Genomic DNA, 23436 nt, shown 5'->3' on the forward strand with positions numbered 1-23436 from the left:
TCCCTCAAGGTATTTATCGGGAGAAAATCTCCGAAGATCAACGAGGTAGGGTGTGAAATGAAACGGGGGGCACCGGGCTCGACCAATCCGGCAGCCATTTACGGGGTAGTACATTCGTACGCTTTCCGCTTCGTTGAGCATTGACCAAGAAAGACATTGCGGGGAGCATCATGAAGAGCAGGAATGTCGCGCGCACGGCTGCTGTAATCATCGGCATCGGAATGCTGAGCGCCACCACGCCGGCCTTCGCCGACCAGGACGTCAAGGCCATCTGGGGACACGGGTACCGCACCAGCGCTGACAAGGGCGTTGCCGCCGTCAAGGACCTCGGCGACGACGGCAACGAGGTCTATGTGCAGTACACGCGCAGCGGCCACGGCAGCAAGATTTTCACCCTGTGGAACAAGAAGGGCAAGGGCACCACGACTTACAGTGGTGACGGCGGCACGGTGACCATCAAGAAGGTCTGCCGCTCCATCTCCCTGAGCTCGGACTACTGCGTCAACCGGTAGATTCACAAAAAAGAGGTGCCCTTTCCCCAGGGTTATCCCGGGGAAAGGGCACCTCTTTTGCGTAGAACTCGATACGTGGCGCCCGCCTCCGTCAGCGCCTGCGCCGTGCCCGGGTCGTCCGGGCCGCCTTCGCGCGCTTCGCCGCGAAACGGACACCTCCCGGGCTCTCCCCGACCTCCACACGGACGACAGTGGACATCGGATCCACCACTCCCTCGCCCACATGCAGGATGGATGTCTCCACAGCACCGAGCTTGTTCAGCGCCGTGGCCGCACTCTTGAGCTCCTCCTCGGCGGTGTCGCCCTTGAGGGCGAGCATCTCGCCGTACGGCCGTAGCAGCGGAATACCCCAGGTGGCCAACCGGTCCAGCGGTGCCACCGCACGGGCGGTCACCACATGTACCGGCGGCAGCTTCCCCATGACCTCCTCGGCACGGCCACGGACGACCGTCACATGGTCGAGCCCCAGCAGCTCCACGACCTCTGTCAGGAAGTTCGTCCGGCGCAGCAGCGGTTCCAGCAACGTGATCTTCAGGTCCTCCCGGACCAGCGCCAGAGGGATGCCGGGCAGGCCGGCGCCCGAGCCGACGTCGCACACCATCACACCCTCCGGGACGACCTCGGAGAGCACCGCGCAGTTCAGCAGGTGCCGTTCCCACAGGCGGGGCACCTCTCGCGGGCCGATCAACCCGCGCTGCACACCCGCCTCGGCGAGCAGTTCGGCGTAGCGGACCGCATCAGCGTAGCGATCGCCGAACACCTCACGTGCCTGCTCGGGCACAGGGGGAAGCTCCGCTGCCTCCGTCACGGGGGACCGTCCTTCCGTTCGCGCCGACGAGCGAGCGCCGACACCAGAACCACCAGAACTATTCAGGCTGACAAAGTTCGGCCCCGCCTGCGCGCAGACGGGGCCGGGGGAACGTAGAGGACCGATCAGGCGGGAAGCACAACGACGAACCGCTGCGGTTCCTCGCCCTCGGACTCGCTACGCAGTCCCGCCGACTTGACCGCGTCGTGCACGACCTTGCGCTCGAACGGCGACATCGGCTTCAGCTTCACGGGCTCGCCCGTGCTCCTGACCTCGGCGGCGGCCTTGGCACCCAGCTCGGAGAGCTCGGCACGCTTCTTGGCCCGGTAACCCCCGATGTCCAGCATCAGCCGGCTGCGGTCTCCGGTCTCCCGGTGCACGGCCAGGCGCGTGAGCTCCTGCAGTGCCTCCAGCACCTCGCCGTCACGCCCGACCAGCTTCTGCAGGTCTCGGCCGCCCGCGTCGCTGATGATCGAGACAGCGGCGCGGTCGGCCTCGACATCCATGTCGATGTCGCCGTCGAGATCGGCGATGTCCAGCAGACCCTCGAGGTAGTCCGCCGCGATCTCGCCCTCCTGCTCCAGGCGGGACAGGGTGTCTGCACCCTCGGCAGCGGCGGAGGTGGTGCCTTCCGTCACGGGATGGGCTCCTTCTTACTTCTTGGTCGGGGACTTGGGGCGCTGCGGACCGCCCTTGCGCTGCCCGGACTGGGCCTTGCTACGGCTGCCACCGCCGGACTTCTGCGCGGTCTTCTTGGCAGCACCGGGCTTTTCGTCCTCGGGCTCGTCGGACTTCTCCAGCGACATCGGCTCACCGGCCTGCTTGGGACCGCCATGCTGACGCTGGGACTTGCTCTGCCGCTTCGGCTGCTGCCGCTTGGGAGCACCAGCAGTGGTCGGCGTACCGTCCTCGGCCACTGTGGCGACAGCGCCCTCGCCCTTCAGCACGGTGCCGTCGGCCTGCGCCGCAAGACCCGCCTTGCTCAGGCCGTTGATGAACTTGCGCTCGTACTCGTTGCGGTCGCGTCCCTTGGCGACGATGGCCTTGACGATGGCGCGCTCACCGCGACCGCGGGTCTTGCCGTGGCTCGTGACGTGCTTGGTCAGACGCTCCAGGTACGCGGCCTGCGCCTTGGAACCCGGCGTCGGGTTGTTGCGGATGACGTACATCTGCTGGCCCATGGTCCACACGTTGGTGGTCAGCCAGTAGACGAGGACACCGACCGGGAAGTTGATGCCGAAGACGGCGAACATGACCGGGAAGATGTACATCAGCATCTTCTGCTGCTGCATGAACGGCGTCTTCACCGTGGTGTCGACGTTCTTCGTCATCAGCTGACGCTGCGTGTAGAACTGCGACGCCGACATCAGGACGATCATGACCGCGGTGACGATGCGGACGGTGGTCAGCGAGGCCTCGAGCGCGGTGACATCCGCGGAGCTGTCGGTGAACTTCGCGGCCAGCGGAGCGCCGAAGATGTGCGCCTTCTGCGCGCTTTCCAGCAGGCTCTGGTTGATGACACCGACAGTCTCGTTGTTAGCGATGCTGTTGAGCACGTGGTAAAGGGCGAAGAAGAATGGCGACTGCGCCAGGATGGGAAGGCACGAGGAGAGCGGGTTGGTGCCCGTCTCCTTGTACAGCTTCATCATCTCTTCGGACTGGCGCTGCTTGTCGTTCTTGTAGCGCTCCTGGATCTTCTTCATCTCGGGCTGGAGCGTCTGCATGGCCCGGGTCGCCTTGATCTGCTTCACAAAGAGCGGGATCAGGCAGATACGGATCAGGATCACCAGGGACACGATGGACAGGCCCCAGGCCCACCCGGTGTTATCGCCGAAGAGGGCGCCGTACACCTTGTGGAACTGGACGATGACCCATGAGACGGGTGTCGTGATGAAGCTGAAGAGGCTGGCAATCGTGTCCACTAATCATGCTCCTTGGGCATGGGGCGAGGTCTCTGCGGCCGGGCTCGAAGGAACATTCTCTTCGGTGGCCGTTTCGGCGGCGGAGGGCCCGCCCTTGCGTGCGCGCCAAGCGTTGCGCAGCAACTCGTGCCACCGCGGGCGCTTGCGTGGCGGGACATGGTCCACACCACCCAGCGACCACGGATTGCACCGCAGAATGCGCCAGGCGGTGAGCGCCGTGCCCTTGATCGCACCGTGCCGGTCAATGGCGGTGTAGCCGTAGTGGGAGCACGACGGGTAGTACTTGCACACCGGCCCGAGCAGTGGACTGATCGTCCACTGGTACAGCTTGATCAGAGCCAGCAGTGGGTACTTCATCGCGCGCCCCCTCCCAGCAGCCGCTGCAGAGCGGCGTCAAGGTCTTGGGCCAGCTGTGCATGGTCGGCGTCACCCGCACCGGGCAGCGCTCGTACGACTACCAGGCTACCGGGGGGCAGCTGGTCGACTCGGTCGCGCATCAGATGGCGAAGCCTGCGCTTTACCTTGTTCCGCACGACCGCGCCACCCACTGCCTTGCTCACGACGAAACCCGCACGCGTCGGGGGAGCGCTCTCCCCAGGCGCGTGCGGGTCCGTGGCACCGCTACGAAGGTGGACGACGAGAGTCGGGCGTCCAGCCCGGCGTCCTCGTCGTACCGCGGTCGCGAAGTCCTCGCGCCGCCTCAGCCGATGCTCGGTAGGCAGCACGACGTCATGACCTGACCGGGATCAGGCGGACAGGCTGGCGCGACCCTTGCTGCGGCGGTTCGCCAGAATCGCGCGGCCGGCACGGGTGCGCATCCGCAGACGGAAGCCGTGGGTCTTGGCGCGACGACGGTTGTTCGGCTGGAAGGTGCGCTTGCTCACTCGGGGGCTCCAGAAATCAATTGGTGGTGGCGGGGTGCCGTCTTGGCTGTCACCGTGCGCCCACGAGTAGCTCGCGTTAACGCCCGAGTGCACCGCTTCCCGATCACCTGACGCGATCTGTGCCCATCGGAGGCAGGCGGCAGCAGCCATCGACAACTCGACCTGGTTACGGTACGCGCGGCTACGCCATCCGGTCAAACCAGAGGCCACGGGGAGACACTATCCACAGCCTGGGGACAACAACTTGAACCGCAGCCACCGCCCTGACTACCGTGACTGGACTCCGATTCGTTCCCTTGTCTCCTTGATTCGGGCTCCGCCCGGTTTGAATCCCAACCCGTCCCACAATCACACGTTCGTGGGACCCGTGAGAGAGCGTGCCCTGTGGCTGACGTACCTGCCGATCTTGCCGCAGTGTGGCCACGAGTACTCGAGCAACTCCTCGGTGAAGGTCGCGGTCAGGGTGTCGAGGTGAAGGACGAGCACTGGATCCGCCGCTGCCAGCCGCTCGCGCTGGTCGCCGACACCGCCCTGCTCGCCGTGCCGAACGAATTTGCGAAGGGCGTACTGGAGGGCCGTCTGGCCCCCATCGTCAGCGAGACTCTGAGCCGCGAGTGCGGTCGTCCGATCCGCATCGCGATCACCGTCGACGACTCCGCCGGCGAGCCGCCGGCGCCGCCCGCCCCACCCCAGCCGCGCTACGAGGAGCCCGAACTCCCCTCGTACGAGGGCTACGGCCGCCACCGCGCCGACGACCAGCGCCCCGGCGACCAGCTGCCCACCGCCCGCCCGGCCTACCCGGGCGAGTACCAGCGCCCCGAACCCGGCCCCGGCAGCTGGCCGCGCCCGAGCCAGGACGAGTACGGCTGGCAGCAGCAGCGGCTCGGCTTCCCGGAGCGGGACCCGTACGCGTCACCGTCGCAGGACTCCTACGGCCAGGACTCGTACCAACAGGACTCCTACGGCCAGGACTCCTACGGCCCGCCCTCCCAGGACTACCGGCCGCAGCCGATGGAACGGTCGCCGTACGACGGGCACCGCCCCGACTACGAGCAGCAGCGGCCGGACTACGACCAGCAGCGCGCCGACTACGACCGCGACGCCCGCCGTGACCTGGACGCCCGCCGTGGCCTCGACGGTCGCCGCGACCGGCCCGAGCCGCCCTCCGGGTCCGGCCATGTGCACCGCGGCGGCCCCGTCGGCGCCAACCTGCCGACCACCGGCGCCCCCGGCCCGCTGGCCGCGCAGCCCGCGCCGGCGCCCGGGCCCGGTGAGCCGACCGCGCGCCTGAACCCGAAGTACCTCTTCGACACATTCGTCATCGGCGCCTCCAACCGCTTCGCGCATGCGGCCGCGGTCGCCGTCGCCGAGGCGCCCGCGAAGGCGTACAACCCCCTCTTCATCTACGGGGAGTCGGGGCTCGGCAAGACGCACCTGCTGCACGCGATCGGGCACTACGCGCGGAGCCTGTACTCCGGCACGCGCGTGCGGTACGTGAGCTCGGAGGAGTTCACCAACGAGTTCATCAACTCCATCCGCGACGGCAAGGGCGACAGCTTCCGCAAGCGCTACCGCGAGATGGACATCCTGCTCGTCGACGACATCCAGTTCCTCGCGGACAAGGAGTCGACGCAGGAGGAGTTCTTCCACACCTTCAACACGCTCCACAACGCCAACAAGCAGATCGTGCTGTCCAGCGACCGGCCGCCCAAGCAGCTGGTCACCCTGGAGGACCGGCTGCGGAACCGTTTCGAGTGGGGCCTGATCACGGACGTCCAGCCGCCCGAGCTGGAGACGCGCATCGCGATCCTGCGCAAGAAGGCGGTCCAGGAGCAGCTCAACGCCCCGCCGGAGGTCCTGGAGTTCATCGCCTCCCGCATCTCGCGCAACATCCGCGAGCTGGAGGGCGCGCTGATCCGGGTGACGGCGTTCGCCTCGCTCAACAAGCAGCCGGTCGACCTGGGGCTGACGGAGATCGTCCTCAAGGACCTGATCCCGGGCGGTGACGGCGCGACGCCGGAGATCACGTCGACGGCCATCATGAGCGCCACGGCCGACTACTTCGGTCTCACCGTCGAGGACCTGTGCGGCAGCTCCCGCGGCCGCCAGCTGGTCACGGCCCGGCAGATCGCCATGTACCTGTGCCGTGAGCTGACGGACCTGTCGCTGCCGAAGATCGGCGCGCTGTTCGGCGGCCGCGACCACACCACGGTGATGCACGCCGACCGCAAGATCCGCAATCTGATGGCCGAGCGTCGCGCCATCTACAACCAGGTCACCGAGCTCACGAACCGCATCAAGAACGGCTGACCGACCCAGCGATACGCACGCAAGGGCGCTCCCGGTGGAAGACACCGGGGGCGCCCTTCGTCATGTCGCGGTTGTCGGCTGTTCGAATACTTGCCGCGTTACGGCCACTCTCCACAGATTCGGTGACTTTCTGCCGTCCACATCCTGGGGACTGAAAAGTTGTCCAGACTGTGTCCACAGAAGCCTCTGTTGAAAGACCATCAGACCAGGTCAACTGCCTGTGGATTCGTGGACGAGCGATCTCCACAGACTGTGGACAGCGAGACGATCCACAGGCTGTGCATCAAGTTGTCCACCGGCAACCCACAGGCTGGGGCCACTTGTCCCCAGTGATCCCCAGCTTCTCCACATCACTGTCCACTGTTCGGCAACGCGACGCGCCTTCTCACCGGCGCGAGTGAAAGGCGTCACACGAAGGTGCCGGGTTGGCCTGTGGGAAAGGTGGGTAAAGCTGGGGACGGCGCTGGGGAGAACTCGCCTCAGACTGTGCATGGGGTGTGCAGAACTTTCCGTTCTCCACAGATACACCTGGTTGTCCACCGGTGTCGCCCACAGGACCCGTGGACAAAATCTCGGCTCTGAGCTGGGCAAACGCGGTTATCCACGGTTTCCACAGGCCCTACTACTACTCCCAACTAGAGAGAGCTGGGAATCCGTTTCGAAGAGGGTCCTGTGCACAACTCGCTGTCCGGCTCCCGGCTGCCCCTCGTCACGACTTGACCCCGAGAGGCACCTACTGTCAGTGGGGTGCGTCAGACTGTTCCCGGTGTCCTTCCCCTCACTGGGGCCGACGACACCGAGACAGACGACGAAGCCAGGCAGGCCGAGAAGCGCCGGCAACAGCAGGAGGCGGCAACAGTGAAGATCCGGGTGGAACGCGACGTACTCGCGGAGGCAGTGGCCTGGGCGGCACGCAGCCTCCCGGCCCGTCCGCCGGCGCCTGTCCTCGCCGGCCTCCTGCTCAAGGCCGAGGACGGCCAGCTGAGCCTGTCCAGCTTCGACTACGAGGTCTCCGCGCGGGTGAGCGTCGAGGCCGAGGTCGAGGAGGAGGGCACGGTCCTGGTCTCCGGCCGCCTACTGGCCGACATCTGCCGCGCTCTGCCCAACCGACCGGTGGAGATTTCCACAGACGGTGTACGGGCGACCGTGGTCTGCGGCTCCTCGCGGTTCACACTCCACACCCTGCCTGTGGAGGAGTACCCGGCGCTGCCGCAGATGCCGACGGCGACCGGCACCGTCCCCGGTGAGGTCTTCGCCTCCGCCGCCGCCCAGGTCGCCATCGCCGCCGGCCGCGACGACACGCTGCCCGTCCTGACCGGTGTGCGCATCGAGATCGAGGGCGACACCGTCACGCTGGCCTCCACCGACCGCTACCGCTTCGCGGTCCGCGAGTTCCTGTGGAAGCCGGAGAACCCGGAGGCGTCCGCGGTCGCCCTGGTGCCCGCAAAGACGCTCCTGGACACCGCCAAGGCGCTCACGAGCGGCGACAGCGTCACCCTGGCGCTCTCCGGCTCGGGTGCCGGCGAGGGCCTGATCGGTTTCGAGGGCGCCGGCCGTCGGACGACGACCCGTCTCCTGGAGGGCGACCTCCCCAAGTACCGCTCGCTGTTCCCGACGGAGTTCAACAGCGTCGCAGTGATCGAGACCGCCCCCTTCGTGGAGGCCGTCAAGCGCGTGGCCCTGGTCGCCGAGCGCAACACCCCGGTGCGGCTCAGCTTCGAGCAGGGCGTGCTCATCCTGGAGGCCGGTTCCAGCGACGACGCACAGGCTGTGGAAAGGGTCGACGCCCAGCTGGAGGGCGACGACGTGTCGATCGCCTTCAACCCGACCTTCCTGCTGGACGGCCTGAGCGCCATCGACTCCCCGGTCGCCCAGCTGTCGTTCACGACGTCCACGAAGCCCGCGCTGCTCAGCGGCAAGCCGGCGCTGGACGCCGAGGCGGACGAGGCCTACAAGTACCTGATCATGCCGGTGCGGCTGAGCGGCTGAGCGGCTGCCGAGGTCGGCGCCGCGGTTGTCCACAGCGTCCCCAGCACCGGTGGATCACCGGGCCTGGGGACGATCTGTCGGACGAAGCCGCAGGTGAGGGCGTACGTATGAGCGCCTATGCCCACGGATGTGCGCGTGCGTCCGGGTTTAGGCTCGTACGCGGGTACGAAGGTGCCCCACACGCCACAGCAACCTAAGGAACAACTGATGGAGCTCGGTCTCGTCGGCCTCGGCAAGATGGGCGGCAACATGCGCGAGCGGATCCGCCGCGCAGGCCACACCGTCGTCGGATACGACCGCAACCCGGACCTCGCGGATGCCCACAGCCTGGAAGAGCTTGTGGGCAAGCTCCCCGGCCCGCGCGTGATCTGGGTGATGGTCCCGGCAGGTGCCCCGACCCAGTCGACCATCGACGAGCTCGCCGAGCTGCTGGAGCCCGGTGACGTCGTGGTGGACGGCGGAAACTCCCGCTGGACGGACGACGAGCGGCACGCCGAGCAGCTGGCGGCCAAGGGCATCGGATTCGTCGACTGCGGCGTCTCCGGCGGCGTCTGGGGCCTGCAGAACGGTTACGCGCTGATGTACGGCGGCGACGCGGAGAACGTCGCCAAGGTGCAGCCCATATTCGACGCCCTCAAGCCTGAGGGCGACCGCGGCGCTGTACACGCCGGCAAGGTCGGCGCGGGGCACTTCGCGAAGATGGTCCACAACGGGATCGAGTACGCGATGATGCAGGCCTACGCCGAGGGCTGGGAGCTGCTGGAGAAGGTCGACTCCGTGACCGACGTCCGGGAGATCTTCCGCTCCTGGCAGGAGGGCACGGTGATCCGGTCCTGGCTGCTGGACCTCGCGGTGAACGCCCTCGACGAGGACGAGCACCTGGACAAGCTCCGGGGTTATGCACAGGACTCCGGCGAGGGACGCTGGACTGTGGAAGCAGCCATCGACCACGCGGTGCCGCTGCCGGCGATCACCGCGTCGCTGTTCGCGCGGTTCGCGTCCCGCCAGGACGACTCCCCGCAGATGAAGATGATCGCGGCGCTGCGGAACCAGTTCGGCGGCCACGCGGTCGAGAAGAAGTGACGGGTGGAACACAAGTGACCGACGGGGCGGGAGTGCCCGTCGGAGACCGGAGAAAGTAATCCACACCCTGGGGATGGCACCCTGGCACCCTCAGGAGTGACCCGGTTGTCCACAACTGGGGACAGTCGAACCACATGTTGGGGGAGGTCGGCGAACGACCATGCACGTCACGCATCTGTCGCTGGCCGACTTCCGCTCGTACGCCCGGGTCGAAGTCCCGCTCGACCCGGGCGTCACCGCCTTCGTCGGGCCCAACGGCCAGGGCAAGACCAACCTCGTCGAGGCCGTCGGCTATCTCGCCACCCTCGGCAGCCACCGGGTCTCCTCCGACGCGCCCCTCGTCCGCATGGGCGCCGACCGGGCGGTCATCCGGGCGCAGGTGCGGCAGGGCGAGCGGCAGCAGCTGATCGAGCTGGAGCTGAACCCCGGCAAGGCAAACCGGGCCCGCATCAACAGGTCCTCGCAGGTCAGACCCCGTGACGTGCTCGGCATCGTACGGACCGTCCTGTTCGCCCCGGAGGACCTCGCCCTGGTCAAGGGCGATCCCGGCGAGCGGCGCCGATTCCTCGACGAGCTGATCACCGCCCGTTCCCCGCGCATGGCCGGCGTCCGCTCCGACTACGAGCGGGTCCTCAAGCAGCGCAACACGCTCCTGAAGTCGGCCGCGCTGGCACGTCGGCACGGCGGCCGCTCCATGGACCTGTCCACCCTCGACGTCTGGGACCAGCATCTCGCCCGCGCGGGCGCCGAGTTGCTCGCCCAGCGCCTGGACCTGATCGCGACGATGCAGCCGCTGGCCGACAAGGCGTACGAGCAACTGGCCCCCGGCGGCGGCCCCATCGCGCTGGACTACAAACCGTCGGCTCCCGGCGAGGCCCACACGCGCGAGGACCTCTTCGAGCAGCTGATGGCGGCGCTCGCCGAGGCCCGCAAACAGGAGATCGAGCGCGGCGTCACCCTCGTAGGCCCTCATCGGGACGATTTGCTTCTCAAACTCGGTCAGCTGCCCGCCAAGGGATACGCCTCGCACGGCGAGTCCTGGTCCTACGCGCTGGCGCTGCGTCTGGCCTCGTACGACCTGCTGCGGGCGGAGGGCAACGAACCGGTGCTGGTCCTGGACGACGTCTTCGCCGAGCTGGACACTCGGCGCCGTGAGCGCCTGGCCGAGCTGGTCGCGCCCGGCGAGCAGGTCCTGGTGACCGCCGCGGTCGACGACGACGTACCACATGTGCTGACGGGGGCGCGGTACACGGTGGCCGAGGGGACGGTGGAGCGCGTATGAGCGAGAACCCGTCCGCGAACGGCAACGAGGGCTCCCCCGGGAAGACCCCCGAACCCTCCGGCGTCGACCTCGCGCGCGTGGCGCTCAGGGCGGCCAAGGAGCAGGCACGCGCGCGAGGCGACGCGGCGCAGCAGAAGAAGCAGGCGCGGCGCGGCGGCCTGCGCTCCGGCGCGCGGGCGGACGGCCGCGACCCCATGGCGCTCGGCTCCGCCATTAACCGCTTGATCACCGAGCGGGGCTGGGAGGCCCCGGCCGCCGTGGGCGGTGTGATGGGACGTTGGCCGCAGATCGTCGGCGAGGACGTCGCCAAGCACTGCGTCCCGGAGAAGTACGACGAGGACGAGCGGACCCTGATCGTGCGCTGCGACTCGACGGCCTGGGCGACGAACCTGCGGCTGCTCGCGCCGACGCTGGTCGCCCGCCTCAACGAGGACCTCGGGCATGGCGCGGTGCGGCAGATCAAGGTGCAGGGCCCCGGCGGCCCGGCCCGCCGCTACGGCCCGCTGCGCGCTCCCGGCAGCACGGGGCCCGGCGACACCTACGGGTGATCGGACCGGCGGGGCCACGCGTGAACGGGCTTCCCGAGCCGCCGTCACAGCAGTCCCCGCAGCCCCGTCGGCCACAGGTGACCGACATCACATCAACTGTCATCTGCCGCCGCGACGTGCCGCCTGCGACCTCCTCCTCGCGCAACCGCACGCGGTTGCGAATCGCGACCTGACTCCTAAGTAGCCAAGGGTTGACGGCCGGAAGCGCTGAGTGGCTCTGTGAGCCTCTCGGAGCCCCCATCCGTATATCGGGAGTCGGGAGAGCCGGGTTCAGGGCGGCACATGCGGACTCAGGTACCGGCAAACCCCCATCACTGTCGGCGCTACCGGTAGACTGGAGCCTAATCCCGCCCCATTCGTGGGGACCGTCCGGGAAAAGCTGAGCAACGCTGATCAAGGCTTACCAACGCAACATGCCGCAGCCGCTCCGGCAACCCGCCGACGAGCCTGGCTCGTGCTGTGCCAGAAAGGGCGCTTCGTGGCCGATTCCGGCAACCCCAACGAGAACATCCCGTCCACCGACGCCGGCGCCAACGGCGCGGTCACCTCGTCGAACGGCGAGGTCACCGCCTCGTACGACGCCAGCGCCATCACCGTCCTCGAGGGTCTGGACGCGGTCCGCAAGCGACCCGGTATGTACATCGGTTCGACCGGTGAGCGCGGCCTGCACCACCTCGTGCAGGAGGTCGTCGACAACTCGGTCGACGAGGCGCTGGCCGGGCACGCGGACACGATCGACGTGACGATCCTCGCCGATGGCGGTGTACGGGTCGTGGACAACGGCCGTGGCATCCCGGTGGGCATCGTGCCGTCCGAGGGCAAACCGGCCGTCGAGGTCGTGCTGACCGTGCTGCACGCGGGCGGCAAGTTCGGCGGCGGCGGCTACGCGGTCTCCGGCGGTCTGCACGGCGTGGGTGTCTCGGTCGTGAACGCCCTGTCGACCAAGGTGTCCGTCGAGATCAAGACCGACGGCCACCGCTGGACTCAGGACTACAAGCTGGGCGTCCCGACGGCCCCGCTTGCCAAGCACGAGGCCACGGACGAGCACGGCACCACGGTCACCTTCTGGGCCGACCCGGACATCTTCGAGACCACCGACTACTCCTTCGAGACGCTGTCGCGGCGCTTCCAGGAGATGGCGTTCCTCAACAAGGGCCTGCGCATCAACCTCACCGACGAGCGCGAGTCGGCGAAGGCCACCGCCGGTGCGGATGAGGCGGGCGAGGACGAGAAGCACGAGGTCAAGACCGTCTCGTACCACTACGAGGGCGGCATCGTCGACTTCGTGAAGTACCTCAACTCCCGTAAGGGAGAAGTGGTGCACCCCACCGTGATCGACCTGGAGGCCGAGGACAAGGACAAGCACCTGTCCCTCGAGATCGCCATGCAGTGGAACGGTGGCTACACCGAGGGTGTCTACTCCTTCGCCAACATCATCCACACCCACGAGGGCGGTACGCACGAAGAGGGCTTCCGCGCCGCGCTGACCTCGCTGATCAACAAGTACGCGCGCGACAAGAGGCTGCTGCGCGAGAAGGACGACAACCTCACGGGTGACGACATCCGCGAGGGTCTGACCGCGATCATCTCGGTGAAGCTGAGCGAGCCGCAGTTCGAGGGCCAGACCAAGACCAAGCTGGGCAACACCGAGGTGAAGACCTTCGTCCAGAAGGTCGTCTACGAGCACCTCAACGACTGGCTGGACCGCAACCCGAACGAGGCCGCGGACATCATCCGCAAGGGCATCCAGGCAGCCACCGCGCGCGTGGCGGCCCGCAAGGCCCGTGACCTGACGCGTCGCAAGGGCCTGCTGGAGACCGCCTCCCTGCCGGGCAAGCTCTCCGACTGCCAGTCGAACGACCCCATCAAGTGCGAGATCTTCATCGTCGAGGGTGACTCCGCCGGCGGCTCGGCCAAGTCCGGCCGCAACCCCGAGTACCAGGCGATCCTCCCGATCCGCGGCAAGATCCTGAACGTGGAGAAGGCCAGGATCGACAAGATCCTGCAGAACCAGGAGATCCAGGCGCTGATCTCGGCCTTCGGTACCGGAGTCCACGAGGACTTCGACATCGAGAAGCTGCGCTATCACAAGATCATCCTGATGGCGGACGCCGATGTCGACGGCCAGCACATCAACACCCTGCTGCTGACCTTCCTGTTCCGCTTCATGCGGCCGCTGGTCGAGGCCGGGCACGTGTTCCTGTCCCGTCCCCCGCTCTACAAGATCAAGTGGGGCCGGGACGAGGTCGAGTACGCGTACTCCGACCGTGAGCGCGACGCGCTGCTGGAGATGGGCCGTCAGCGTGGCAAGCGCGTCCGCGAGGACTCGATCCAGCGCTTCAAGGGCCTCGGCGAGATGAACGCCGAGGAGCTGCGCATCACGACGATGGACCAGGAGCACCGCGTCCTCGGCCAGGTCACCCTCGACGACGCCGCTCAGGCCGACGACCTGTTCTCGGTCCTCATGGGCGAGGACGTGGAGGCCCGTCGCCAGTTCATCCAGCGCAACGCCAAGGACGTCCGCTTCCTCGACATCTGAGTCGGTCTCAGCTGACCGCACCAGGAAGGACCTTCACCAGCAATGACCGACGAGAACACTCCCGTCACGCCTGAGGACGACGGCCTGGCCCTGCGCGTCGAGCCCGTCGGGCTCGAGACGGAGATGCAGCGTTCGTACCTCGACTACGCGATGTCCGTCATCGTCTCGCGTGCGCTGCCGGACGTCCGGGACGGCCTCAAGCCCGTCCACCGCCGTGTCCTGTACGCCATGTACGACGGCGGCTACCGCCCCGAGCGCGGCTTCTACAAGTGCGCGCGCGTGGTCGGCGACGTCATGGGTAACTACCACCCCCACGGCGACTCCTCGATCTACGACGCCTTGGTCCGCCTCGCGCAGCCGTGGTCGATGCGGATGCCGCTGGTGGACTCCAACGGCAACTTCGGCTCTCCGGGCAACGACCCGGCGGCGGCCATGCGGTACACCGAGTGCAAGATGGCGCCGCTGTCGATGGAGATGGTCCGCGACATCGACGAGGAGACCGTCGACTTCACGGACAACTACGACGGCCGCTCCCAGGAGCCGACCGTCCTGCCGGCCCGCTTCCCGAACCTGCTGATCAACGGCTCTGCCGGTATCGCGGTCGGCATGGCCACCAACATCCCGCCGCACAACCTGCGCGAGGTCGCGGCCGGCGCCCAGTGGTACCTGGAGAACCCGGAGGCCTCGCACGAGGAGCTCCTGGACGCGCTCATCGAGCGCATCAAGGGCCCCGACTTCCCGACCGGCGCCCTTGTGGTCGGCCGCAAGGGCATCGAGGAGGCGTACCGCACCGGCCGCGGCTCGATCACCATGCGCGCGGTCGTCGAGGTCGAGGAGATCCAGAACCGCCAGTGCCTGGTGGTCACGGAGCTGCCCTACCAGGTCAACCCCGACAACCTCGCGCAGAAGATCGCCGACCTGGTGAAGGACGGCAAGGTCGGCGGCATCGCTGACGTCCGCGACGAGACCAGTTCCCGTACCGGTCAGCGTCTCGTCATCGTGCTCAAGAGGGACGCGGTCGCCAAGGTCGTACTCAACAACCTCTACAAGCACACGGATCTGCAGACGAACTTCGGCGCCAACATGCTGGCGCTCGTCGACGGGGTCCCGCGCACGCTCTCCCTGGACGCGTTCATCCGCCACTGGGTGACGCACCAGATCGAGGTCATCGTCCGTCGTACGAAGTTCCGCCTGCGCAAGGCCGAGGAGCGGGCGCACATCCTGCGTGGCCTGCTGAAGGCACTGGACGCCATCGACGAGGTCATCGCGCTGATCCGGCGCAGCGACACCGTCGACATCGCGCGCACGGGCCTGATGGAGCTCCTGGAGATCGACGAGATCCAGGCCAACGCCATCCTCGAGATGCAGCTGCGCCGACTGGCCGCCCTGGAGCGCCAGAAGATCGTCCAGGAGCACGACGAACTCCAGGCGAAGATCACCGAGTACAACGAGATCCTCGCCTCGCCGGTCCGCCAGCGCGGCATCGTCAGCGCGGAACTCGCAGCGATCGTCGAGAAGTACGGCGACGACCGCAAGACCATGCTGGTCCCCTACGACGGCGACATGTCCATCGAGGACCTCATCGCCGAAGAGGACATCGTGGTCACGGTCTCGCGCGGCGGTTACGTCAAGCGCACCAAGACCGTCGACTACCGGGCGCAGAAGCGCGGCGGCAAGGGCGTACGGGGCACGAAGCTCAAGGAAGACGACATTGTCGACCACTTCTTCGTCTCGACGACCCACCACTGGCTGCTGTTCTTCACCAACAAGGGCCGCGTCTACCGGGCGAAGGCGTACGAGCTCCCCGACGCCGGCCGTGACGCGCGCGGGCAGCACGTCGCGAACCTGCTCGCCTTCCAGCCGGACGAGGCGATCGCCGAGATCCTCGCGATCCGCGACTACGAGGCGGTGCCGTACCTGGTGCTCGCCACGAAGGCGGGTCTGGTGAAGAAGACGCCTCTGAAGGATTACGATTCGCCGCGCTCCGGTGGTGTGATCGCGATCAACCTCCGGGAAACGGCGGACGGTTCCGACGACGAACTGATCGGTGCCGAGCTCGTCTCGGCCGACGACGATCTGCTTCTGATCAGCAAGAAGGCACAGTCGATCAGGTTCACCGCCACCGACGAGTCACTGCGTCCCATGGGCCGCGCGACCTCGGGTGTCAAGGGCATGAGCTTCCGCGAGGGAGACGAGCTCCTCTCGATGAATGTTGTTCGACCCGGTACGTTCGTGTTCACTGCCACCGACGGCGGGTACGCGAAGCGGACTCCCGTCGACGAGTACCGCGTCCAGGGTCGCGGCGGCCTCGGCATCAAGGCCGCCAAGATCGTCGAGGATCGCGGATCGCTCGTCGGTGCGCTGGTGGTCGAGGAGACCGACGAGATCCTCGCCATCACGCTGGGCGGCGGTGTGATTCGTACGCGAGTCAACGGGGTCAGGGAGACGGGCCGTGACACCATGGGCGTCCAACTGATCAACCTGGGCAAGCGCGATGCCGTCGTCGGTATCGCACGTAACGCCGAGGCGGGACGCGAGGCGGAGGAGGTCGACGGCGACATTGCCGTCGACGAGATCGCCGAGGGTGCCGCGACCACCGGCACGGACGAGGGTGAAACGCCCTCGGCCGAGTAGCACGAGGAGAGAGTCATCGTGAGCGGAGCCACGGGCGCCGGATCGTCCGGTACCTCGACCGGTTCTACAGCCGGTTCGGAGACGGGCGGCGGCCGTGGCTCCGCCGCGCCTGCGACGGACCCGCACACCACCCAGCTGAAGGCGATCAAGTCGCCCGCGAAGGGCTCGCCCTCGCCCGACGCACCTGGATCCCAGGGGGGACCCGTGACGGACACCCGAGGCTCGCAGACCCAGCAGTACGCGGCCGGCGGGGGCTCGGCTGCTCTGGGCGCCCAGCCTCAGACGCAGCCCTCAGGGGCGCAGCAGACGGCCTCCGCGCCGTCCACGTCGCCGCTGCCCGGGGAACGGCAGCCGCAGCAGTCCGCCGGGCCCTACCACCCGCCGCAGGCCTACCAGACGCCCGCTCCCGAGAGCGCCGTACGCCGGCCGCGCACCGGTGCCCGTACGACGCCCCGCACCCGCAAGGCGCGCCTGCGCGTGGCCAAGGCCGACCCGTGGTCGGTCATGAAGGTCAGCTTCCTGCTCTCCATCGCGCTGGGCATCTGCACGATCGTCGCGTCCGCGGTGCTCTGGATGGTCATGGACGCCATGGGCGTCTTCTCGACGGTCGGCGGCACGATCTCCGAGGCCACCGGCTCGAACGAGTCGAACGGCTTCGACCTGCAGGCCTTCCTTTCGCTGCCGCACGTCCTGATGTTCACGTCGATCATCGCGGTCATCGACGTCGTCCTCGCGACGGCGCTGGCGACCCTGGGCGCGTTCATCTACAACCTCTCCGCCGGCTTCGTGGGCGGCGTCGAGCTGACGCTCGCTGAGGACGAGTGACCGTTGCCGCCCCAGGGCGGCTTCAAACCTCTCCTGACGGTTCCCGGACAACCGATTTTGGGACTGCGCACGTCGTGCGCTAATCTTCAGGAGTCAGCGCGCGGGACACACCCCGCAGAGCGCGGCGGGGCTATAGCTCAGTTGGTTAGAGCGCATCCCTGATAAGGATGAGGCCACAGGTTCAAATCCTGTTAGCCCCACCAGCGAAAAAGACCCCCGGACCATCGGTCCGGGGGTCTTTTGACACCCATCGTTGACACCAACGACGGCGAACGGCCGCGGTCACCCGATCAGCGGGTCCTCCAGCAGCTCTGCGAGCAGCGTCACAGCCTCCCGCTCGCTGCCCGCGCGCGGCTGGTCAAGGAAGGAGATCAGCCGACGCACACCCTGACCAGCTACTACCGACCTGAGCACGTGGAGGGCACGCGACTGGTCGACCCCACGCCGGGACCCGCCGGCCGAGGCGGCGGATTTCGCGTGCTGTACGACGCGGGTTACGAGATCGATCACATGAGGGAGCGACTGTTTGCCCGTGCTGCCACGCCGGACGAGGTGAAGCAGCTGCAACTGCCGCCAGGGGAACCAGTCGTCGAGCTGCACCGGACGACGTACACGGCTTCTGGCACTGTCGTGGAGTTCGCCATCGGGGTACACGCGGCATCGCGCTTCGCGTGGGAGTACGACTTCCAGGTACCCGACTCGGCGAAGGACGGGAAGGGGCTGCAGTGATCTCGACGCAGGATTGGGCAGATGCCCGGCGTATCTGGGACTACCACCAGATGGGCCACCCGCTCCGGCCGTGCTCGGTGGCGATCGGACTCGGCAGTCACGACCTTGGGGTGGCTGACACAGCGGTAGAGCTATACCAGCGCGGCATGGCCCCCCTGCTCGTGTTCACCGGTGCCACCGGCCCCACGACACGGGAACGCATGCCCCGCGGTGAAGCCGTGCACTACCAGGAGCGAGCGCTGGAGCTTGGCGTCCCCAGCGCGGCCGTCCTCGTGGAGTCGCGCGCCCGCAACACGGGCGAGAACATCCGCTTCTCGCGAGAGCTCCTGGAAGAGTCCGGCATCGAGGTGTCCTCGGTCCTCCTGATCAGCAAGCCGTACGAAGAGCGGCGAGCGTACGCCACCGCACGCAAACTCTGGCCTGACGTCGAGATCATCAGCGCTTCCACCCCGATGACGCTGGACGAGTACGTCGACTCCATCGGTGACGCCCGCTTGGTGATTGACATGCTGGTCGGCGCGCTGCAGCGACTGATGATCTACCCGGAGCAGGGCTTCATGATCAGCCAACCGGTACCCGCCGACGTGTCCGAGGCGTACGAGCGCCTTTGCCAGGCCGGATTCACGAGCCGACTCCTGACCACTGACGCCCCTTCGGCTTGACGCAGGCTAGAGCTGTTACAGATTTCTCTACCTCATCAAGCCCCGGCTGCGCTCCGCTCCGCCGGGCGCCGACGCGCGCCCACATGTGGACAGGGCCGGAAGCCATGAGTCGATCACCGCAGAGTGCGGCCCGCGCTCAAAGACGATGCCTCCGGCGGGGGATCGGCCGGCACCGGGATGGAGGGGGCACCGTCGCCGACTGCGGGTGCGTAGTGGCGTGCGCGGGGTGCTCCCATCCCGTCCGCCATCGACCCAGGCAGAGCCGAGCAGACGCGGCCCATGGCGTCCAGGTCGTTCGTACAGTGGCGCGCTCCACCTGGACGCCATGAACCACGCCCGCTCCACAGACGTGTGGGTCGACGGCGGACGGGATGGGAGCAGGGGTGAGTGGTGGGCGAAGGAGGGAGGCCCGCAGGCGACACTTGGGCCGTGACAATCAACGATGGCGGCAGGGCAATCGACCGCTGGGCACTCCTCCTGGAGACGGACTGGAGCAGCGTCGAACACTGTTGCCCTAACACAGCCCCGGCGACCCCCGTCATTCTGGCAGGGCTACTGGACGACAACGAGGATGTTCAGCGAACCGCCGTACACAACCTCGGTCAGGCCGTGACCCACCAGAACAGCATCTATGGCGCCACCGCCCCGGCCGCTCGCTTCGTTATCGCCATTCTTGGCCACCCCCGCACGATGACCTTGGGGGTCTACTTCCACGAGGAGCGCCGCCGGCCTATGCGTGCGGCCCTCCTGCAATGGCTGGGTGACCTCGCCGACGACGCGACCTACGACGAAGATGGCACGGGAGAACCTGACGATGTCGCCGCGGTGCGTGCCATCCTTCCGCTGATCTACGAGGCGGCGCGGCCGTACCTCATCGATGCGGACCTTTTGATCCGGGAAGCTGCGGTGCACGCAGTTGCGATGACGCTCGCGGCGCCTGAGCTGGCCGTACACATCCCGGAAGTCGTGCCGCTGGTACGCAGCACGCTAAGCACCAGCGAGTACCGGGGTTATCGATACCTTGCTAAGTGGTGCCTCGTGACCTGGGGTGTAGAGCCCGGCCCCCTACCCGACCCGCGAATCTCTGGTCCCGAACCGATGGATCGTCCCTGGGCGGGCGGCTATTCCGACGACCCGCCATTCTGAAAGCGGTGATCGGCGGGATAGCCGCACTTGTCAAGACCGCGCACGGCGGTTGACACCAGCGACTGACACCAACAAGCGCGAACAGCAGCGGTCCACGTCGGACTTCAATGGACAATCTGCCGAGGGGAAGGGCCGGTTGGCCGATGTCGACGGTCCCCGGTGATCGACCTGATAAGGATGAGGCCACAGGTTCAAATCCTGTTAGCCCCACAGTGAAAAGACCCCCAGGCGATCATGCCTGGGGGTCTTTGACGTCCATGGGTGACATCAACCGATGAGTGGATCTTCCAGCAGCTCGGCGAGCATCCCGACGGCCTCCCGCTCAGGAAGTGGGCGGCTTGGCTTTGTCCGCCGAGAACGGACAGCACTTCGACAGTGGTCCGGGAGGTGTCCTGCCGTCGGCTCTGGCTCGGAGATTGCACGGGTTCTGACAGCACCGGGCCTTGCTGCACAGCCGAGCGCCGCGGTGGTCTCAGCGCCAGTCGTCCATCACGTACGCGTCGGGGTGGCTGTACCCGGGTTCGTTGGGCCTGTGCATGGTCACGCCCTGCAACCAGGTGCGGAAACCGCGGTCGATCATGCGCCGGTAGGCATCCGGGCGGCCCAGGTTCATGCCGGCGTCCAGTTGACCCAGGCCGCGCTCGGCGGCCAGCTGCTCACACGCGCCGAGCAGTCGCTCGAACCGGTCGGCGGCCTCCGGGCCAGGGCGTACGGCGCCGAATTTGACGAAGCACACGTCCTCGCCGGCCTCCGACCCGGCTCCGCAGTGGCAGACGGCCAGGCCATCGAGCTCGGAGGCAGCGCCCTGGAGCAGGATGGTGTCACCGAGTCCCTGCGCGTGGGCGGCCACGATCTCGCGTTCCAGGCTCAGGCCCTCGTGCACGGCTCCGGTCAGTGCGCGACAGAGACTCAGCGCGTCAGGCCGCTCGGCAGCGGGCAGTTCGCCGTAGAGCACCCGGCCGGGGACTGCGGCACCGTCTGTGACCTGCTTCTTCATGATGGCTGTGAGGAACCGGGGCCAGAAACCGTACCGACGGTAGAGCTCAAGATGCTTGGGACTGTGCGCGAAGGTGAACAGGCCGAGGTGGCGGTTCCCCCAGGCGTCGAAGCTGTCCATGACCGGCTCCATCAGACGCCTGCCGATGCCCTGGTCCCACAGATCCGGACGCACGGTCAGCGGTCCGAAGAACCCGATGCTGCCCCAGTTGGTGGCGAAGTTCGAACCAACTACTTCGCCCTCGACCGTCGCCGCGAATGCCGCCCGCGGATCGGCCGCCCAACGCGTACGGACATAGTCGACGGTCCCGAAAGGATCAGAGGCCCCCAGGAACGTCCCGAAAGCGCTCCTGCAGATCTCATCGGCCCGATCCAGGTCCGTCTCACCCAGCGGGCGGACTGATACTGGGGCCGTGCCACGCTTGCGCTCCGCTACTGGTGGGATCATCGCTCTTCCTCCGACGCCCCTTTCCATCGCACCACGGAGGCGCGCTGCAGGCGAGGCGAGCGGTCGGCCCGGCGACGTACAGCCAGTCGAGGCGGGAGACGAGATGGCCACATGAGGGGGTGACCTTTTGCCGTAGCCCGATTGTCAGTGCCGGATGAGAGCCTGGCCGCATGATCGTCGAGCGGGCATACGCGCATGTTGCCGAGGGCGAGCTGGGGGAAGGCAGCCAGTGGCCCTGGTCGGTGCCGTGCGTGCGGCAGCTGCTGGAGGGCGGCCTGAGGTTCACCGCGCCGGTCACGTTCCTCGTGGGGGAGAACGGCTCGGGCAAGTCGACCCTCGTCGAGGCGCTGGCGGAGGGCTTCGGCCTGGACTCCTGGGGCGGATCCGCGGGCTACAAGTACGCGAGCTGGCGTGAGCCGTCGGCGCTGGGCGGGCGGATACGGTTCGAGGCGACGCCGGCCGGACGGCGCATGCTGCAGGGGCCTCGTACGCGCCGCAGAGGTTTCTTCCTGCGGGCGGAGACCGCGCTGGACGCGCTGGACCGGGAGCAGAAGACGGGAAGGCTGTCCGGGGCCGCGGACGAGATGAGCCACGGCGAGGGCTTTCTGATGGCCTTCCGCGAGCGGTTTCAGGAGCCGGGGCTGTACGTCATGGACGAGCCCGAGGCTGCGCTGTCCTTCGCTTCTTGTCTTCAACTCGTGGGTCTGCTGTATGAATTGGGCCGTTCCGGCGCACAGATCATCTGCGCGACGCACTCACCTGTGCTGACGGCGCTGCCTGGCGCCGAGATCATCGAGGTGGGTGACCACGGAATGCGTCCCGCCGGCTGGCGGGATCTGGAGCTCGTCGACCACTGGCGGCGTTATCTCAACGATCCATGGGCCTATCTCCGGCACATCGTCGATGAGGGGTGAGCACGTCGTGGCGGTTACGGGATGCTGCGCGTTGGGGCAAGGGGTGACAGCTCGGGGGTGGGCCGTCGGTTCAACGCTGGTGTGGCACGAGGGGCTGCGCCGGGGGGCCGGCGTGGACGCATTCTCGGGGGGCCGAGGGGGACGTCGCCGCTTCTGTCTCCGTCAGCGGTCGGTGCCGGCAGCTGGGGGTCTTGCCGTGGGCCTCGGCTCGGATGCGCTGCTTCATCGTGGGGGGCAGTGCTCTGGCGTAGGACCAGGCCCAGTTTGGCATCGCAGGCACCGTCAGCTCCGCGCTGCGGTCGCTGTCGTCGCTGCCGCTCTTGCGTGACGTCTCGGTGTGCGGCACCGCCGCGGCGGTGGTCGACGTGACAAAGCCGAGCGCTGTGCACAGCGCGAGGAAGGCGGTGACGATGGCCGTCCACAGGTTCATGACCTTGTTCCTGGTCATGGCCCCTCACTTTCGGGTTGGGCGATTTGCGTACTTTCCTCATGATGTGTATGGGGACCGAGAAGTCATGGACCGACGCCCATGACGCGTCGATCTTCAGATGAACACCACTCGAATGGGCGCAAGAGGCGGGAAGATTGCCGAAAGCCGGAGGAAGGGGCGCGAAGTCACCGTCTGTCGGGGTGTGATCACCCTCCGATCGGAGCGATGTCATCCGCTTCTACTGCGCTGTTCAGGAGGGCAGTTGAGCCCCGACGCAGGTCACCGATCGATATCGATCGGTGTGTATAGTCGGGCGCCAGAGGTCCCCTACGTCAAGGAAAGACGAGGTCGCGCGGTGAAGAAGCTTCTCCTGGTCGCACTGGCCGCCATCGGCGGGCTCCTCGTGTACCGCCAGATCCAGGCGGATCGCGCCGAGCAGGATCTGTGGACGGAGGCGACTGACTCCGTGCCCACGGGTTCGTGAGTCACCACTTCGGAATCTGAACAGACCCCGGCCGCCGTTGCGGTCGGGGTTTTGTGTGCTCGGGTTGCGGGAGTGACCGGGAGGCCTTAGAGCCGGGCGTATCGGACAGTCGTACGGATTGCCTGGGTGCCGAGCCGCCGGGCTGGGCAGGATGGGCGAGTCCATGGTCCGGCGGCGGCGAGGGGTGGCGCGTGATGAGGCGGCGGCGTACGGCGTGGTGGCGCCGCGCGGGGGTGCGGCGGGGTGCGTGGGTGCGGAGCGCTGCGAACACGCGGCGCGGTCATTCCTCGG

21 protein-coding genes, 1 tRNA gene and 1 pseudogene are annotated in these 23436 nt (G+C 67.4%); 15 read left to right on the plus strand and 8 right to left on the minus strand.

The features are described from left to right. Positions 1 to 170 precede the first annotated feature (170 nt). Positions 171 to 512 carry a hypothetical protein gene (locus tag AB5J55_RS21095; RefSeq protein WP_369272168.1) on the plus strand — a complete coding sequence of 114 codons (342 nt, stop codon included), beginning with the start codon at positions 171 to 173 and terminating at the stop codon, positions 510 to 512. Positions 513 to 603: 91 nt separating this feature from the next. Here the strand turns inward: AB5J55_RS21095 and rsmG are convergent, their stop codons facing one another. The 6 genes from rsmG to rpmH all read right to left on the minus strand — a co-directional run bounded on the left by rsmG (position 604) and on the right by rpmH (position 4126). Then, positions 604 to 1320, minus strand: a complete 717-nt coding sequence (rsmG, locus tag AB5J55_RS21100) for a 16S rRNA (guanine(527)-N(7))-methyltransferase RsmG (protein WP_369272169.1) — start codon at positions 1318 to 1320, stop codon at positions 604 to 606. Positions 1321 to 1445: 125 nt separating this feature from the next. After that, positions 1446 to 1958 carry a protein jag gene (locus AB5J55_RS21105; protein WP_369272170.1) on the minus strand — a complete coding sequence of 171 codons (513 nt, stop codon included), beginning with the start codon at positions 1956 to 1958 and terminating at the stop codon, positions 1446 to 1448. Positions 1959 to 1973: 15 nt separating this feature from the next. After that, positions 1974 to 3242, minus strand: a complete 1269-nt coding sequence (gene yidC, locus AB5J55_RS21110) for a membrane protein insertase YidC (RefSeq protein ID WP_369272171.1) — start codon at positions 3240 to 3242, stop codon at positions 1974 to 1976. A gap of 3 nt (positions 3243 to 3245) precedes the next feature. Beyond that, positions 3246 to 3599 (minus strand): membrane protein insertion efficiency factor YidD, encoded by a 354-nt coding sequence (gene yidD / locus AB5J55_RS21115; protein WP_148000333.1) that lies wholly within the window; start codon positions 3597 to 3599, stop codon positions 3246 to 3248. Beyond that, the gene (gene rnpA, locus AB5J55_RS21120) at positions 3596 to 3967 is read right to left on the minus strand and encodes a ribonuclease P protein component (protein WP_328426092.1); all 372 of its coding nucleotides are present in this window, start codon (positions 3965 to 3967) and stop codon (positions 3596 to 3598) included. Before rnpA ends, yidD begins: the two co-directional genes overlap by 4 nt. Positions 3968 to 3988: 21 nt before the next feature. Then, a complete protein-coding gene (gene rpmH, locus AB5J55_RS21125) occupies positions 3989 to 4126 on the minus strand; it encodes a 50S ribosomal protein L34 (RefSeq protein ID WP_005482975.1) in 138 nt (45 codons plus the stop codon). Positions 4127 to 4510: 384 nt separating this feature from the next. Here rpmH and dnaA point away from each other — a divergent pair, with 384 nt between their 5' ends. The 12 genes and pseudogenes from dnaA to AB5J55_RS21185 all read left to right on the plus strand — a co-directional run bounded on the left by dnaA (position 4511) and on the right by AB5J55_RS21185 (position 19873). Then, entirely contained in the window at positions 4511 to 6436 is a 1926-nt protein-coding gene (dnaA, locus tag AB5J55_RS21130; protein WP_369272172.1) for a chromosomal replication initiator protein DnaA, read from the plus strand. A gap of 858 nt (positions 6437 to 7294) precedes the next feature. Beyond that, on the plus strand, positions 7295 to 8425 hold the full coding sequence (dnaN, locus tag AB5J55_RS21135; protein WP_362386260.1) for a DNA polymerase III subunit beta: 1131 nt from the start codon (positions 7295 to 7297) through the stop codon (positions 8423 to 8425). A 207-nt stretch (positions 8426 to 8632) separates the two neighbouring features. After that, positions 8633 to 9508 carry a phosphogluconate dehydrogenase (NAD(+)-dependent, decarboxylating) gene (gene gnd / locus AB5J55_RS21140; RefSeq protein WP_369272173.1) on the plus strand — a complete coding sequence of 292 codons (876 nt, stop codon included), beginning with the start codon at positions 8633 to 8635 and terminating at the stop codon, positions 9506 to 9508. Positions 9509 to 9668: 160 nt separating this feature from the next. Further along, entirely contained in the window at positions 9669 to 10790 is a 1122-nt protein-coding gene (gene recF, locus AB5J55_RS21145; protein WP_369272174.1) for a DNA replication/repair protein RecF, read from the plus strand. Then, the gene (locus tag AB5J55_RS21150) at positions 10787 to 11338 is read left to right on the plus strand and encodes a DUF721 domain-containing protein (protein WP_369272175.1); all 552 of its coding nucleotides are present in this window, start codon (positions 10787 to 10789) and stop codon (positions 11336 to 11338) included. Before recF ends, AB5J55_RS21150 begins: the two co-directional genes overlap by 4 nt. Positions 11339 to 11816: 478 nt before the next feature. Next, positions 11817 to 13877, plus strand: coding sequence for a DNA topoisomerase (ATP-hydrolyzing) subunit B (gyrB, locus tag AB5J55_RS21155; protein ID WP_369272176.1), 2061 nt, complete (start codon positions 11817 to 11819; stop codon positions 13875 to 13877). A 42-nt stretch (positions 13878 to 13919) separates the two neighbouring features. Further along, entirely contained in the window at positions 13920 to 16511 is a 2592-nt protein-coding gene (gyrA, locus tag AB5J55_RS21160; protein WP_369272177.1) for a DNA gyrase subunit A, read from the plus strand. An 18-nt stretch (positions 16512 to 16529) separates the two neighbouring features. Then, positions 16530 to 17336: a DUF3566 domain-containing protein gene (locus AB5J55_RS21165; protein WP_369272178.1), complete on the plus strand. Its 807-nt coding sequence runs from the start codon at positions 16530 to 16532 to the stop codon at positions 17334 to 17336. 126 nt (positions 17337 to 17462) lie between these two features. Further along, a tRNA-Ile gene (locus AB5J55_RS21170) sits at positions 17463 to 17539 on the plus strand. A gap of 139 nt (positions 17540 to 17678) precedes the next feature. Further along, a pseudogene (locus tag AB5J55_RS21175) lies at positions 17679 to 18065 on the plus strand (UTRA domain-containing protein); the annotation flags it as partial. After that, complete coding sequence (locus AB5J55_RS21180; protein WP_369272179.1) at positions 18062 to 18727, plus strand: YdcF family protein; 666 nt, start codon at positions 18062 to 18064, stop codon at positions 18725 to 18727. The pseudogene AB5J55_RS21175 and the gene AB5J55_RS21180, both read left to right, overlap by 4 nt. A gap of 429 nt (positions 18728 to 19156) precedes the next feature. Next, a complete protein-coding gene (locus AB5J55_RS21185; RefSeq protein ID WP_369272180.1) occupies positions 19157 to 19873 on the plus strand; it encodes a hypothetical protein in 717 nt (238 codons plus the stop codon). A gap of 472 nt (positions 19874 to 20345) precedes the next feature. Here AB5J55_RS21185 and AB5J55_RS21190 read toward each other — a convergent pair whose 3' ends face one another. Continuing rightward, positions 20346 to 21317: a GNAT family N-acetyltransferase gene (locus tag AB5J55_RS21190; protein ID WP_369272181.1), complete on the minus strand. Its 972-nt coding sequence runs from the start codon at positions 21315 to 21317 to the stop codon at positions 20346 to 20348. Between the two features lie 170 nt (positions 21318 to 21487). On the opposite strand from AB5J55_RS21190, the gene AB5J55_RS21195 reads away from it, so the two are divergent. Beyond that, the gene (locus AB5J55_RS21195; RefSeq protein WP_369272182.1) at positions 21488 to 22231 is read left to right on the plus strand and encodes an AAA family ATPase; all 744 of its coding nucleotides are present in this window, start codon (positions 21488 to 21490) and stop codon (positions 22229 to 22231) included. A gap of 70 nt (positions 22232 to 22301) precedes the next feature. Here the strand turns inward: AB5J55_RS21195 and AB5J55_RS21200 are convergent, their stop codons facing one another. Next, positions 22302 to 22679, minus strand: a complete 378-nt coding sequence (locus tag AB5J55_RS21200) for a DUF6344 domain-containing protein (RefSeq protein WP_369272183.1) — start codon at positions 22677 to 22679, stop codon at positions 22302 to 22304. 337 nt (positions 22680 to 23016) lie between these two features. Here AB5J55_RS21200 and AB5J55_RS21205 point away from each other — a divergent pair, with 337 nt between their 5' ends. Then, the gene (locus AB5J55_RS21205) at positions 23017 to 23145 is read left to right on the plus strand and encodes a DLW-39 family protein (protein WP_003999697.1); all 129 of its coding nucleotides are present in this window, start codon (positions 23017 to 23019) and stop codon (positions 23143 to 23145) included. Positions 23146 to 23436: the final 291 nt, after the last annotated feature.

Origin of the sequence: Streptomyces sp. R11 (assembly GCF_041051905.1) — a bacterium.
In the GTDB taxonomy this organism is placed as follows: Bacteria; Actinomycetota; Actinomycetes; order Streptomycetales; family Streptomycetaceae; genus Streptomyces.

Bases quoted from the DNA above. Each gene is read 5' to 3' on its own strand.
- AB5J55_RS21095 (WP_369272168.1), top strand. From the start codon at position 171: ATGAAGAGCAGGAATGTCGCGCGCACGGCTGCTGTAATCATCGGCATC.
- yidD (WP_148000333.1), bottom strand. From the start codon at position 3,599: ATGAAGTACCCACTGCTGGCTCTGATCAAGCTGTACCAGTGGACGATC.
- gnd (WP_369272173.1), top strand. From the start codon at position 8,633: ATGGAGCTCGGTCTCGTCGGCCTCGGCAAGATGGGCGGCAACATGCGC.
- recF (WP_369272174.1), top strand. From the start codon at position 9,669: ATGCACGTCACGCATCTGTCGCTGGCCGACTTCCGCTCGTACGCCCGG.
- AB5J55_RS21150 (WP_369272175.1), top strand. From the start codon at position 10,787: ATGAGCGAGAACCCGTCCGCGAACGGCAACGAGGGCTCCCCCGGGAAG.
- gyrA (WP_369272177.1), top strand. From the start codon at position 13,920: ATGACCGACGAGAACACTCCCGTCACGCCTGAGGACGACGGCCTGGCC.
- AB5J55_RS21190 (WP_369272181.1), bottom strand. From the start codon at position 21,317: ATGATCCCACCAGTAGCGGAGCGCAAGCGTGGCACGGCCCCAGTATCA.
- AB5J55_RS21195 (WP_369272182.1), top strand. From the start codon at position 21,488: ATGATCGTCGAGCGGGCATACGCGCATGTTGCCGAGGGCGAGCTGGGG.
- AB5J55_RS21200 (WP_369272183.1), bottom strand. From the start codon at position 22,679: ATGACCAGGAACAAGGTCATGAACCTGTGGACGGCCATCGTCACCGCC.